Source organism: Kitasatospora sp. NPDC008115, from assembly GCF_042957205.1.
In the GTDB taxonomy this organism is placed as follows: domain Bacteria; phylum Actinomycetota; class Actinomycetes; order Streptomycetales; family Streptomycetaceae; genus Kitasatospora.
The window spans coordinates 345951-358843 of record NZ_JBIBHU010000004.1; the positions used below are offsets into that span (position 1 = coordinate 345951).

The 12893-nt window shown below is 72.6% G+C and carries 8 protein-coding genes; 6 read left to right on the top strand and 2 right to left on the bottom strand.

Features of this window, described 5'->3' with window-relative positions:
- Positions 1-5 precede the first annotated feature (5 nt).
- Positions 6-1529, bottom strand: coding sequence for an aldehyde dehydrogenase family protein (locus ACFZBX_RS07860; protein ID WP_391532062.1), 1524 nt, complete (start codon positions 1527-1529; stop codon positions 6-8).
- Positions 1530-1820: 291 nt separating this feature from the next.
- On the bottom strand, positions 1821-2768 hold the full coding sequence (locus tag ACFZBX_RS07865; protein ID WP_391532063.1) for a terpene cyclase: 948 nt from the start codon (positions 2766-2768) through the stop codon (positions 1821-1823).
- Between the two features lie 293 nt (positions 2769-3061).
- On the opposite strand from ACFZBX_RS07865, the gene ACFZBX_RS07870 reads away from it, so the two are divergent.
- The 6 genes from ACFZBX_RS07870 to ACFZBX_RS07895 all read left to right on the top strand — a co-directional run bounded on the left by ACFZBX_RS07870 (position 3062) and on the right by ACFZBX_RS07895 (position 12871).
- Positions 3062-6106, top strand: a complete 3045-nt coding sequence (locus ACFZBX_RS07870; protein ID WP_391532064.1) for an ATP-binding protein — start codon at positions 3062-3064, stop codon at positions 6104-6106.
- 181 nt (positions 6107-6287) lie between these two features.
- On the top strand, positions 6288-7373 hold the full coding sequence (locus ACFZBX_RS07875) for an aldose epimerase family protein (protein ID WP_391532065.1): 1086 nt from the start codon (positions 6288-6290) through the stop codon (positions 7371-7373).
- A gap of 308 nt (positions 7374-7681) precedes the next feature.
- Positions 7682-8959, top strand: a complete 1278-nt coding sequence (locus ACFZBX_RS07880; protein WP_391532066.1) for an extracellular solute-binding protein — start codon at positions 7682-7684, stop codon at positions 8957-8959.
- Between the two features lie 172 nt (positions 8960-9131).
- Positions 9132-10133, top strand: a complete 1002-nt coding sequence (locus tag ACFZBX_RS07885) for a carbohydrate ABC transporter permease (protein ID WP_391532067.1) — start codon at positions 9132-9134, stop codon at positions 10131-10133.
- Between the two features lie 37 nt (positions 10134-10170).
- On the top strand, positions 10171-11103 hold the full coding sequence (locus ACFZBX_RS07890) for a sugar ABC transporter permease (RefSeq protein WP_391532068.1): 933 nt from the start codon (positions 10171-10173) through the stop codon (positions 11101-11103).
- A 61-nt stretch (positions 11104-11164) separates the two neighbouring features.
- Positions 11165-12871: a glycoside hydrolase family 13 protein gene (locus tag ACFZBX_RS07895; protein WP_391532069.1), complete on the top strand. Its 1707-nt coding sequence runs from the start codon at positions 11165-11167 to the stop codon at positions 12869-12871.
- Positions 12872-12893 lie beyond the last annotated feature (22 nt).

Genomic DNA, 12893 nt, shown 5'->3' on the forward strand with positions numbered 1-12893 from the left:
GGGCGCTAGAACAGGCCCGTGGCCTGCGGGGAGTAGCTGACCAGCAGGTTCTTGGTCTGCTGGTAGTGCTCCAGGACGGCCTTGTGGCCCTCCCGGCCGATGCCGGAGTTCTTGTAGCCGCCGAACGCGGCGTGGGCCGGATAGGCGTGGAAGCAGTTGGTCCAGACCCGGCCGGCCTGGATGGCGCGCCCGGCCCGGTAGGCGGTGGTGCCGTTGCGGGTCCAGACGCCGGCGCCGAGCCCGTACAGGGTGTCGTTGGCGAGCGTGATCGCGTCGTCGAAGTCCTCGAAGCGGGTCACGGCGACCACCGGGCCGAAGATCTCCTCCTGGAAGATCCGCATCCCGTTGACGCCCTCGAAGACCGTCGGCGTGACGTAGTAGCCGCCCGACAGCGCGCCGCCGAGGTCCGCCCGCTCGCCGCCGGCCAGCAGCTTGGCGCCCTCGGCCTGGCCGATCTCGATGTAGGAGAGGATCTTGCGCAGCTGCTCGTCGCTGGCCTGCGCGCCGACCTGGGTCGCGGTGTCCAGCGGGTCGCCCTGGCGCAGCGTGCGGACCCGCTCCAGGCCGTCGGCGAGCAGCCGGTCGTAGACCGCGGACTCGATCAGCGCCCGGCTGGGACAGGTGCAGACCTCGCCCTGGTTGAGGGCGAACATCGCGAAGCCCTCGACGGTCTTGTCGTAGAAGGCGTCCTGCTCGGCGGCGACGTCGGCGAAGAACAGGTTGGGGCTCTTGCCGCCGAGCTCCAGCGAGACGGGGATGAGGTTGCCGCTGGCGTACTGCGAGATCAGCCGGCCGGTGGTGGTCTCGCCGGTGAAGGCGATCTTCCGGATCCGGTCGCTGGAGGCGAGCGGGCGGCCGGCCTCCAGGCCGAAGCCGTTGACCACGTTGAGCACGCCCGGCGGCAGCAGGTCGGCGGTCAGCTCGACCAGCAGCAGCACCGAGGCCGGGGTCTGCTCGGCCGGCTTCAGGACGACGGTGTTGCCCGCCGCCAGCGCCGGGGCGACCTTCCAGACGGCCATCAGGATCGGGAAGTTCCACGGGATGATCTGGCCGACCACGCCCAGCGGCTCGTGGAAGTGGTACGCCACGGTGTCCTCGTCCAGCTGGGAGAGGCCGCCCTCCTGGGCGCGCAGCGCGCCGGCGAAGTAGCGCAACTGGTCGACGGCCAGCGGCAGGTCGGCGCCCAGCGTCTCGCGGACCGGCTTGCCGTTCTCCCAGCTCTCCGCGACGGCGAGCCGTTCGAGGTTCTGCTCGATCCGGTCGGCGATCCGCAGCAGCACCTGGGCGCGCTCGGCGGGCGGGGTACGGCCCCAGGCCGGGGCGGCGGCGTGGGCGGCGTCCAGCGCGGCCTCGATGTCCTCGGCGGTGCCGCGGGCGACCTCGGTGAAGACCTCGCCGGTGACCGGACTGGGGTTCTCGAAGTACTGGCCGAGGACCGGCGGCGTCCACCGGCCGCCGATCCAGTGCTCGTAGCGGGGGCGGTAGTCGACGATGGATCCGGGCTGCCCGGGGGGCTGGTAGACCGGCATGCTCTGGTGCCTCCTCGCGCTGTCGGGGCACCGCCGCGGCCGTGCGGGCCGGAGCGGTGCGCCGGGCCGCGCAGGGGCGGCCCGGCGGAGTGAACGGACACACACGCGGGTCGGGCGCACCCCGTGCCGGGGGCGTCCGCCGGGCAGCACCCTAACCGGCGGACGGCCCGTTCGGCTACGGTCCGTGCGGCGGTGGTCGACGGAGGGTGGCGCGATCCCGGCGGCCTCCACGGCAGCCTCCGCGGCGCAGGGGCGCCGGCCCGGCGCGGCCCGGAGGCGGGCGGCGGGCCATCAGACCGCCTGGTAGCGGCCGGTGCGGCGTTCCCAGCTCAGGTAGCCGGCCAGCCAGGTGACCAGGCCGTCGGCGTAGCGCTGGGCGACGATCCGCTCCACCCGGGCCAGGCCGAGCTCCCGGTGGACGTCGGGCAGCCCCTCGTACAGCTCGCGCGAGCGTTCGACCATCAACTGCGCCTCGGCCATCACCACGGCGCAGGCCTCCTCGGCCGAGCAGTCCCGCTCCCGGCGCACGATCATCACCAGGTTGTTGACGTCGCCGCGCGGCGCCTCCAGCGGGAACGACCGCACGTCGTTGGTCAGCGAGGGGATGTCGGCGGCGAGTTGGCGCAGTTGGCGCAGCACCGGGTGGTGCAGCACGGCCGGCGGCACCTCGAAGTGGCCGAGCCGCTCGATCATGTCGAAGATGGTCTCCATCGCGGCGGTGCCACGCCGCAGCACCTGGTAGCCGGCCCGGTCCGGCGGGCGCGGGCTGATTCGCCCGGCCGCCTCGGCGGGGTGGGAGGCGAGGTAGTACTCCCAGTTGTAGGCGGCGCGCGCCTGCCAGCGCGCCGGCATGCCCCGGGCGCTGCGCGCCCACAGGTCGGCGAAGGCGCTCTCCACGGGCGAGCCGCGGTCGGGCGACGCGCCGTGCAAGACGGCGATCAGCCGGTCGCAGATCGGGGCGACCTCGGTGGGGCGGCGGCCGAGCGGGCCGTCGAACTGGTCGTCGAAGAGGAAGTAGAAACCCATGAGGTCCGCGGCGAGCGCGAGTTCGTCGGGTCCGGCGTCGGGGTAGCCGAGCGCCGCGAGGTCGACCACGTCCCAGTGCGCGTAGGACGGGTGGGCCGGGTCGGGCAGCAGTGGATGGCGGGTCAGCCAGGCGCGGTGCAGTTCGGTGGCGTACGGCCCGTGCTCGCTGCGACGGTGCGGGAACGGAATCTGAAGTGAGGTGTCGTCAGACATCGGACTCCCGGAGCTGCGAAGGGTGGGGGCACTGATGGGTATGGCGGGCAATGGCGGGGGAGTTGGGGCGGCGCTGCCGGAGGGTGGAGCATGGTCATGGCATGATCAACTTGGCGTGCGGGGCGTAGAGTATCTGATGCAATGATCCGACGTTAGGGATATAGGGCAATTGCCCTCGGGCAGTCCTCCAAACCCTTCAACTCGCCCCTCGCCTGCGTGAATACACTCCAACCGGCCCCCACCGGCGCTAACCTCGGCACACGAGCAGGGATCGGCGAGGCGGAGGCACGACGGTGACCGAGCGGGACAGGGATTTCCGGGCGGAGGCGATGCCCGGCGCGCGGGAGGCGGAAGGCGCCCCCCATCGCATCAGACTGCGCGACCGCGACGCCGAACTCCGCTCCGCCGAGGCCGCGGTGGACAAGCTCTGCCGGGACTTCGCGGCCGGCGGCACCGAGATCGGCGAACTGCTGACCTTCTCCGGCCGCCCCGGCATCGGCAAGACCAGTCTGCTGCACGAGGTCCGCCGGATCGCCAAGCTTCGCGAGGGCGCCACCGTGCTGTTCGCACGCGGCGGCGAGCGCCAGTTCAACGAGCCGTACCACGTGCTGCGCCAGCTCCTCCAACCGGTGCTCGGCAGCCTGGAGCCCGGCGAGTTCAGCCAGGTGATGGGCACCTGGGAGGAGGTCGTCGGCCCGGCGATGGGCCTCAAGCAGCCCCGCAAGGGCGCCCGCCGCCTCGACCCGCAGGGCGTCCGCGACGGCCTCGACTTCGTCCTCACCCAGCTCGCCCCGCGGCGCGCCCCGCTGGTGATGATCGTCGACGACCTGCACTGGGCCGACCTCGAATCGCTCGGCTGGCTGGCCCAGTTCGCCGTCCGGGCCCGCGAGCTGCCGGTCCTGCTGGTCTTCGCCTACCGCGACGACACCGCCGACTGGCAGCAGGAGTCCCAGGAGCACCACCGCGCGGTCGCCGCCCTGGCCACCCGCCGCCACCAACTGAGCCGGCTGTCCCTGGTCGCGGTCACCGACATGATCCGCGCCGAACTCGGCGAGAAGGCCGAGGAGGCGTTCTGCTACGAGTTCTGGAACGTCGTCAACGGCAACCCCTTCGAGGTCGTCGCCCTGCTCGACCAGGTCCGCGACCAGGAGCTGGACCCGGTCGAGGAGAACTCCCAGCAGCTGCGCGAACTCGCCGTCGACGCCACCGGGATGACCCTCAAGTCCTGGCTGGACCGGCTCGGCGCCGCCACCCTGCGCTTCGCCTGGGCCGCCGCGATGCTCGGCACCGACATCCGCCCCGACCTCGCCACCCGGATCTCCGCCCAGACCGCCGAGGGCGCCCGCGAGTCCATCAAGGAACTGCGCAAGCAGCGCGTCCTCACCACCACCCCGAACGGCAACCTCGAATTCGTCCACCCGCTGATCGCCAGCTCGATCTACAACACCATGCCGGAGGCCACCCGCACCGGCATGCACGGCGTGGCCGCCGCCGAGATCGAGAACGCCGGGCTCGGCCTGCTCGCCGCCTCCCGCCACCTGGTGGAGACCTTCGCGGGCGAGGGCGACGACCGCACCGTGCGCAAACTCCGCCGGGCCGCCTCCGAACACCTGCTGATCGGCGCGCCCGAGGCCGCCCAGCGCTGCCTCCACCGCGCGCTCGCCGAACCGCCCGACGACCAGGACCGCGCCGAGGTGCTGTACGAGCTGGGCTGCTCCGCCCTGCTCACCGACCCCGCCGCCACCGTCAACCAACTGCGGCTCGCACTCGACCCGGAGGAGGGACCGCTGCGCCCCTCGCTGCGGGTCGACGCCACCTTCCGGCTCTCCGAGGTGCTCGCCCACAGCGGCGAGCTGCGCCAGGCCGCGCTGGTCTGCCAGGAGGAGGCCGAGCGCACCCACGGGGACCCGCCGGGCCGGCTGCGGCTGGAGGCCGCGTCGTTCATGTGGCACGCCTACCGCAAGTCCGAGGAGGACGGGCCGGCCCGCTCCGCCCGGCTCGGCGCGCTGTGCGAAAGCCTCAGCGGACGGGAGGCGGCCGACCGGGCGGTGCTGGCGCTGCGGGCCTGGGACCTCACCCTGCGCGGCGAGCCCTCGGCCGAGGTGCTGCGGCACGCCGACGACGTGCTGGACAACGGCCGGCTGCCCAAGGGCCTCGGCTGGACCGACAACACCTGGGGCTTCGAACTGCCCGCCACGCTCGGCCTGTCCTACACCTACAACGACCGGATCGCCCAGGCCGAGCGGCTCTTCTCGGACGCCATCATCCAGTTCGAGGTGGCCGGCTGGAGCGGTGCCCACCGGGGCTTCGCCTACTTCCTGATGGGCCTGGCACGGTTCCGGCGCGGCCTGCTCGCCGAGGCCGAGGACTTCCTGCGCCGGGCGCTGCGGCTCTCCGAGCGGATCAGTGCCAAACTGCCGCTGGCCTGGGACGCGGTCGGCGTGCTGATCGACACCCTGATCGCCCGCGGCCGCAACCAGGAGGCCTGGGAACTCGCCATCGAGTTCGGCTTCCACCCGCCGTACCACGCCACCGCGATGGTGCTGCCCGACGCCGCCTCGCTGTACGGCAAGCTGCTGCTCGCCGTCGGCCGGCCCGCCGGCGCGGCCGCCGCGCTCACCGAGGCCGGCGCCCAGCTGGACGTCCGGGGCTGGCACAACACGGTCTGGGCGCCCTGGGCCGGGCACCTGGCCATCGCGCTCGCCGCGGACGAACCGGAGCGGGCCCGCGCCTACGCCCGCCGCTCGGTCGTCGACGCGGAGCGGTTCGGCACCGCTTCGGCGATCGGCACGGCGCTGCGGCTGCACGCCCAGATCGAGGACGGCCAGCAGGCGGTCGAGCTGCTGGAGCGGGCGGTCACCCACCTCGGCCAGTCGCCGGCCGGCTACGAGCACGCCGTCGCACTGGTCGACCTCGGCGCCGCGCTGCGCCGGGTCGGCCGGCTGGAGGACGCCCAGGAGTACCTCTACCAGGGCATCGAGCTGGCGCAGCACTGCGCGGCGGACGGGTTGGTCGACCGGGCCCGCCGCGAGCTGGCCAACTACGGCCTGCGGCCCAACCGCCTCGGCGACACGCGCGAGACGCTCAGCCAGTCGGAGTGGGAGGTCGCCGAACTCGCCGTGCGCGGGGTGCCGCCGCAGCGGATCGCCGAGCACCTGGCCCTGCCGCTCAGCCAGGTCAACTACCGGCTGGCCGCCGTCTACCGCAAGGCGGGCAGCGGCCCCGACGGCCTGGCCGCCGCGCTCGGCCTGCCGCCCGCGCAGCGGGACGGCTCCGACCCGCTCGACCGGCCGGGCGGGCCGGACGCGGTGGGAGGCGGCTTCGGCGCGGGCCGCTGATCCCCGGCTCGCAGAGCGTCCAGGAGGCGCGCGGGACACCGGGCGGCGCGCGGGCACTCGATGAGCGCCCCCGCGCCGTCCGCGCTGACTAGGCTGACGCCGACCCGGGCCCACCCACAGGGCCCGGCACCCCGGCGAAGGGCGGGCGCGCTTCCCGTGGCCCGCCAGTGAGGAGCAGGCCATGGCGACGCCCCCGGCGAACGGGCCGCAGACCACCAGCGTGCGGCGCGAGCCCTTCGAACCCTCGGGCGCCGGCGCCGCGATCGAGCGGTGGACGCTGAACGCCGGCCCGTACGAGGCGAGCGTGCTCACCCTCGGCGCCACCCTGCACACCTTCGTCGCCCCCGACCGCGACGGGCGCCCCGCCCAGCTGCTGCTCTCCACCGACCGGCTCGCCGACATCCTCGGCCCGGCCCGCCACTACGGCACCGTGGTCGGCCGCTACGCCAACCGGATCGCCGACAGCGTCATCACCCTCGACGGCCAGGAGCACCAGCTCGCCCCGACCGGCAACGGGGTCACCCTGCACGGCGGCCCGGACGGCTTCGCGCACCGGATGTGGGCGGCCGAGGAGGTGCCCGGCGGCGTCCGGCTGCGGCTGCACAGCCCCGACGGCGACCAGGGCTTCCCGGGCGCGCTCGACGTCACCGTCGACTACACCCTGGACGCCGGCGGCGAGCTGGCGATCCGCTATCACGCGGTGACCGGCGCGCCGACCGTGCTCAACCTCACCAACCACGCCTACTTCAACCTGGCCGGCGAGGGCTCCGGGGACGTCCTCGGCCACCTGCTCACCCTGGACGCCGACGGCTACACCCCCGCCGACGAGCGGCAGATCCCCTACGGCCGGATCGAGCCGGTGGCCGGCACGCCCTTCGACTTCACCACCGCCCGGCCGATCGGCAAGTCGCTGCACGACGACCACCCGCAGCTCACCGGGCCCGGCGGGTACGACCACAACTGGGTGCTGCGGCCCCGCCCGGCGGACGGCGCCCCGGCCCGGGCCGCCCGGCTGGAGGACCCGGCCGGTGGCCGGACCCTGGAGGTGCTGACCACCGAGCCCGGCATCCAGGTCTACACCGCCAACACCTTCCAGGGCCGGGTCACCGGCGCGAGCGGGACGCCGTACGGGCCGTACGCCGGGATCGCGCTGGAGACCCAGCACTTCCCGGACTCACCGCACCACCCGGCCTTCCCGAGCACCGTGCTGCGCCCGGGCGAGGAGTTCCGTTCGACCACCGTGCTGCGGTTCGGCACCACCGGCTGACGGGGGCGCTGCAAGAGGCTTTCACCACGGAGGGTGGCCCCGGCGGTCGCGGCTGACCGGGGCAAACCGGACAAAACCGAATAGATTTTCCGGCTGTCAACTACCGTGCGGCAACGTGGAGGACACGCGGGGGTAACGATCGCCGTTTCTTGCAGAAACTTGCTGCAAGGACTTTCCGGAGCTGTCGCCCCGCTGTTAACTTCCTTCCGGGCCCGGCGGCAGCAACGGTGCGGTCGGCGCGAGGCAAGGCAGCCATTATGCGCCTGTCTCCGGTTATTTCGGGCACCCCCACCCTCCAAGGAGTTCTCATGCGGCGTGGCATCGCGGCCTCTGCCCTCGTTGTGGCCCTCGCGGTCTCGATGGCTGCCTGTGGCAGCAGCGGCTCCAGTTCCGACGGCAAGGCCGACGGGCCGGTCACCCTCACCTACTGGGACACCTCGAACGCCACCAACGAGGCGCCGAACTACCGGGAACTCGTCAAGAAGTTCGAGGCCGCCAACCCGGGCGTCAAGGTCGACTTCGTCAACGTGCCCTTCGACCAGGCCCAGAACAAGCTCCAGACCGCCATGGGGGCCAAGGGCGCTCCGGACGTGTTCCGCTCCGAGGTCGGCTGGACCGCCGCCTTCGCCAAGGCCGGCTACCTGGCGCCGCTGGACGGCACCCCGGCCGCCGCCGACTCCGCCAAGTTCCAGCCCAGCCTCATCCAGCAGGCCACCTACGAGGGCAAGCTCTACGGCGTGCCGCTGGTCACCGACACCCTCGGCCTGCTCTACAACAAGGAACTCTTCACCAAGGCCGGCATCACCGCCGCCCCCACCACCTGGGACGAGCTCAAGACCGCCGCCGCCGCGGTCAAGGAGAAGGCCGGCGTCGACGGCTTCTGGCTGAAGGCCGCCGACGGCTACTACGCGATGCCGTTCCTGTTCGGCGAGGGCACCGACACCGTCGACGCCAAGGGCAGGAAGATCACCGTCGCCGGCCCCGAGGCCGTCAAGGCCGTCGAGACCTACAAGTCCCTGTTCACCGCGCCCGGCACCGCCAAGGCCGACGTCACCACCGACGCCTACGCGCACATGATGGACGCCTTCAACAGCGGCAAGGTCGCGGCGATCGTCCAGGGCCCCTGGGAGATCACCAACATCTACAAGGGCTCCGCCTTCGCCGACAAGGCCAACCTGGGCATCGCCGCAGTCCCCGGCGGCTCCGCCGGCAAGGGCGGCGCCCCGACCGGCGGCCACAACATCTCCGTCTACGCCGGCGCCGACAAGGCCCACAAGGCCGCCGCCGAGAAGTTCGCCGCCTTCATGACCTCGGCCGAGAGCCAGGCCTTCATCGCGCAGAAGAACTCCACCCTGCCGACCCGCGAGGACGCCTTCACCCCCGAGGTCAAGGCCGACCCCGGCATCGCCGGCTTCCAGGCCGTGCTGCCGAGCGCCAAGCCGCGCCCCGAACTGCCGGAGTACAGCTCGCTGTTCGCGTCGCTGGGCACCAACCTCGGCAAGGTCGTCCAGGGCACCGCGACCCAGGACGGCCTGAACACCGTCGCCACGGACTACGCCAAGCTCCTCCCGGGCTTCGCCAAGTAATCCACCCTCACCACGGGCCTGTCTCCCGGGTCCTTGCCCGGTCCGCGGCAAAGCCCGAGAGACAGGCCCCAGCCGTCCGGTCCGCCGTTCCCCCGGCGGGCCGGACGGCCGGACCCCGTAGCAGCAGTCGCCGAAGCGAGGCGGCGGACCTCCCCCGAGAAGGTGTCGAACAATGTCAGTCGCCGTGCAGGGCGCCACCGGCCAGGGCAGCCGGCAGCGCGATCCGCGTCCGGGCCTGATGGAGCGCCTCGAGCGCTCGTACGCCAAGCACTGGTACGCCTACGCGATGATCGCACCGGTCGTGCTGGTCCTCGGCGTCCTGGTGCTCTACCCGCTCGCCGAGGGCCTCTGGCTCACCCTCACCGATGCCAACAGCCTCAACGTCGCCCGCAAGATCGGCGAGAACGAGATCCCGGCCACCTACGGCTTCGTCGGCTTCGACAACTACGCCGACATCCTCTGGGGCCCCGGCTCCTACGACCGCTTCTGGTCGCACTTCGTCTGGACCATCGCCTGGACCGCCCTGTGCGTCGGCCTGCACTACACCATCGGCCTGGGCCTGGCCCTGCTGCTCAACCAGAAGCTGCGCGGGCGCGCCGTCTACCGGATGCTGCTCATCCTGCCCTGGGCCGTGCCGACCTTCGTCACCGTCTTCTCCTGGCGGCTGATGCTCGCCGACGGCGGCGCCGTCAACGGCCTGCTCGCCGCCCTCCACCTGCCCGAGCCCGGCTGGCTGGACGACCCGACCGCGCAGAAGGCCGCCGCCGTCCTGGTCAACACCTGGGTCGGCGTGCCGTTCATGATGATCTCGCTGCTCGGCGGCCTCCAGTCGATCCCCGCCGAGCTGTACGAGGCCGCCGAGATGGACGGCGCCACCGCCTGGCAGCGGTTCCGCCACGTCACCCTGCCCGGCCTTCGCACCGTCTCCTCGACCGTCGTCCTGCTCGGCGTCATCTGGACGTTCAACCAGTTCGCCGTCATCTTCCTGCTGTTCGGCAACGGCGCCCCCGACGCCCAGCTGCTGGTCACCTGGGCCTACCGGCTCGGCTTCGGCCAGCAGCCCCGGGACTACGCGCAGTCCGCCGCCTACGGCGTCATCCTGCTCTCCATCCTGATCGTCTTCACCGCCTTCTACCGCCGCTGGCTCGCCCGCAACGAGCGGGCGAACGGCTGACCCCGGCGAAGCCGGCGACCACGAAGGAGACACTCCGATGAGCACCACCACCGACCGACCCACCACCCTCGCCGCCCGACCCACCACCCTCGCCGCCCGGCCCGCGGCCCCCGCCGCCCGCCCGGCCAAGGTCCGCCCCCGCGGCGAGAGCGGCCCGCTCGCCAGGACCCTGATGCACGGCGCGCTGACCCTGGCCAGCCTGATCGCGCTGTTCCCCGTGGCGTGGATCCTCTACGTCTCGTTCGGCCCGGACAAGACCGACTACCTGCACCCCGGCGAGATCCTCGGCAAACTGACCCTCTCCAACTACGAGACGGTGCTGTTCGACACCGACTTCTTCAAGTGGTTCGGCAACGCCTTCCTGGTCTCCGGCGTCACCACCGTCTTCGGCGTGCTGATCGCCGCCTCCACCGGCTACGCCGTCTCCCGGATGCGCTTCCCCGGCCACAAGCCGCTCATGTGGTCGCTGCTGGTCACCCAGATGTTCCCGATCGCCGTACTGATCGTGCCGATGTACACGATCCTGTCCGAGCTCGACCTGCTGGACAGCTACCTCGGCCTGATCCTGGTCTACTCGACCACCACCGTGCCGTACTGCGCCTGGCTGCTGAAGGGCTACTTCGACACCATCCCGGTGGAGATCGACGAAGCCGGCCGGGTCGACGGACTCACCCCGTTCGGCACCTTCTGGCGGCTGGTGCTGCCGCTCGCCCGCCCGGGCCTGGCGGTCGCCGCGTTCTACTCCTTCCTCACCGCCTGGGCCGAGGTCGCCTTCGCCTCCACCTTCATGCTCAGCTCCGACAAGTACACCCTCGCCGTCGGACTCCAGACCTTCGTCAGCGAGCACGACGCCCAGTGGAACCTGATGGCCGCGACCGCCGTGCTGATCGCCATCCCCTCCTCGGTCCTCTTCTACCTGGTGCAGCGCCACCTGGTGACCGGCCTGACCGCCGGCGCCTCCAAGTCCTGAGCGACGTCCCCGCCGACGTCCCGACCGCTCCGCCCGCCACACTCCGCAAGGGATACCGTCCATGACCCAGAACCTGGCCGACACCTCCCGGCCCGCCGCCGACGCCACCGCCGACGGGGCCGGTGCCGCCGCGGACAGAGGCTGGTGGCGGGACGCGGTCATCTACCAGGTGTACCCGCGCAGTTTCGCCGACTCCAACGGCGACGGCATGGGCGACCTGCCCGGCATCCGCAGCCGCCTGCCCTACCTGCGAGACCTCGGCGTCGACGCCGTCTGGCTCTCGCCGTTCTACGCCTCCCCGCAGGCCGACGCCGGCTACGACGTCGCCGACTACCGCGCCGTCGACCCGATGTTCGGCACCCTGCTGGACGCCGACGCGCTGATCCGCGACGCCCACCGGCTGGGCCTGCGGATCATCGTGGACCTCGTCCCCAACCACTCCTCCGACCAGCACGAGTGGTTCAAGCGCGCCCTGCGCGAGGGCCCCGGCTCCCCGCTGCGCGACCGCTACCACTTCCGCCCCGGCAAGGGCGCGAACGGCGAACTGCCGCCCAACGACTGGGAGTCCATCTTCGGCGGCCCGGCCTGGACCCGGACCGAGAACCCGGACGGCACCCCGGGCGACTGGTACCTGCACCTGTTCGCCCCCGAGCAGCCCGACTTCAACTGGGACAACCCGGCCGTCGCCGACGAGTTCCGCTCCATCCTGCGCTTCTGGCTGGACATGGGCGTCGACGGCTTCCGCATCGACGTCGCCCACGGCCTGGTCAAGGCCCCCGGCCTGCCCGACCTCGGCGGCGCCGACCAGCTCAGGCTGCTCGGCAACGACGTCATGCCCTTCTTCGACCAGGACGGCGTGCACGAGATCTACCGCGCCTGGCGCACCATCCTCGACGAGTACCCGGGTGAGCGGATCGGCGTCGCCGAGGCCTGGACCCCGACCGTCCAGCGCACCGCCAACTACGTCCGCCCCGACGAACTGCACCAGGCCTTCAACTTCCAGTACCTCGGCACCTCCTGGGACGCCGCCGAACTGCGCGCCGTGATCGACCTCTCGCTCGACTCGATGCGCCCGGTCGACGCCCCCACCACCTGGGTGCTCTCCAACCACGACGTCACCCGGCACGCCACCCGGTTCGCCAACCCGCCCGGCCTCGGCACCCAGATCCGCACCCCCGGCGACCGCGCCCTCGGCCTGCGCCGCGCCCGCGCCGCCACCCTGCTGATGCTCGCCCTGCCCGGCTCCGCCTACGTCTACCAGGGCGAGGAGCTCGGCCTGCCGGACGTCACCGACCTGCCCGACGAGGTCCGCCAGGACCCGTCGTTCTTCCGCCAGGCCGGCCAGGACGGCTACCGCGACGGCTGCCGCGTCCCGATCCCGTGGTCCGGCACCGAGGCCCCCTACGGCTTCGGCCCCACCGCCGGCGGACCGTCCTGGCTGCCGCAGCCCGCCGAGTGGGCCGCCCTCAGCGTCGAGGCGCAGACCGGCGACCCGACCTCCACCCTGGAGCTCTACCGCTCGGCGCTGGCCGTCCGCAAGGCGCGCCCCGACCTCGGCGCCGGCACCGACGTCGAGTGGCTGGACAGCCCCGAGGGCACCCTGGCGTTCCGCCGCGGCTCCTTCGTCTGCACCGCCAACACCACCGGCGCCCCGGTGCGGATACCGGCCCCCGGCCGGCTGCTGCTCACCTCCGCCGGCGCCGACCCGGTGGTGGCGGACGGCGAGGCGGTGCTCGCCGCGGACAGCACCGACTGGTGGGCGGTCTGACGTGGTTGCAATAGGCTCTGGG

What these genes read in the sequence shown, in the direction of transcription:
- ACFZBX_RS07875 (WP_391532065.1), top strand. Translation starts at nt 6,288, where the DNA reads ATGGCGACGCCCCCGGCGAACGGGCCGCAGACCACCAGCGTGCGGCGC.
- ACFZBX_RS07885 (WP_391532067.1), top strand. Translation starts at nt 9,132, where the DNA reads ATGTCAGTCGCCGTGCAGGGCGCCACCGGCCAGGGCAGCCGGCAGCGC.
- ACFZBX_RS07895 (WP_391532069.1), top strand. Translation starts at nt 11,165, where the DNA reads ATGACCCAGAACCTGGCCGACACCTCCCGGCCCGCCGCCGACGCCACC.
- ACFZBX_RS07865 (WP_391532063.1), bottom strand. Translation starts at nt 2,768, where the DNA reads ATGTCTGACGACACCTCACTTCAGATTCCGTTCCCGCACCGTCGCAGC.
- ACFZBX_RS07890 (WP_391532068.1), top strand. Translation starts at nt 10,171, where the DNA reads ATGAGCACCACCACCGACCGACCCACCACCCTCGCCGCCCGACCCACC.
- ACFZBX_RS07880 (WP_391532066.1), top strand. Translation starts at nt 7,682, where the DNA reads ATGCGGCGTGGCATCGCGGCCTCTGCCCTCGTTGTGGCCCTCGCGGTC.
- ACFZBX_RS07860 (WP_391532062.1), bottom strand. Translation starts at nt 1,529, where the DNA reads ATGCCGGTCTACCAGCCCCCCGGGCAGCCCGGATCCATCGTCGACTAC.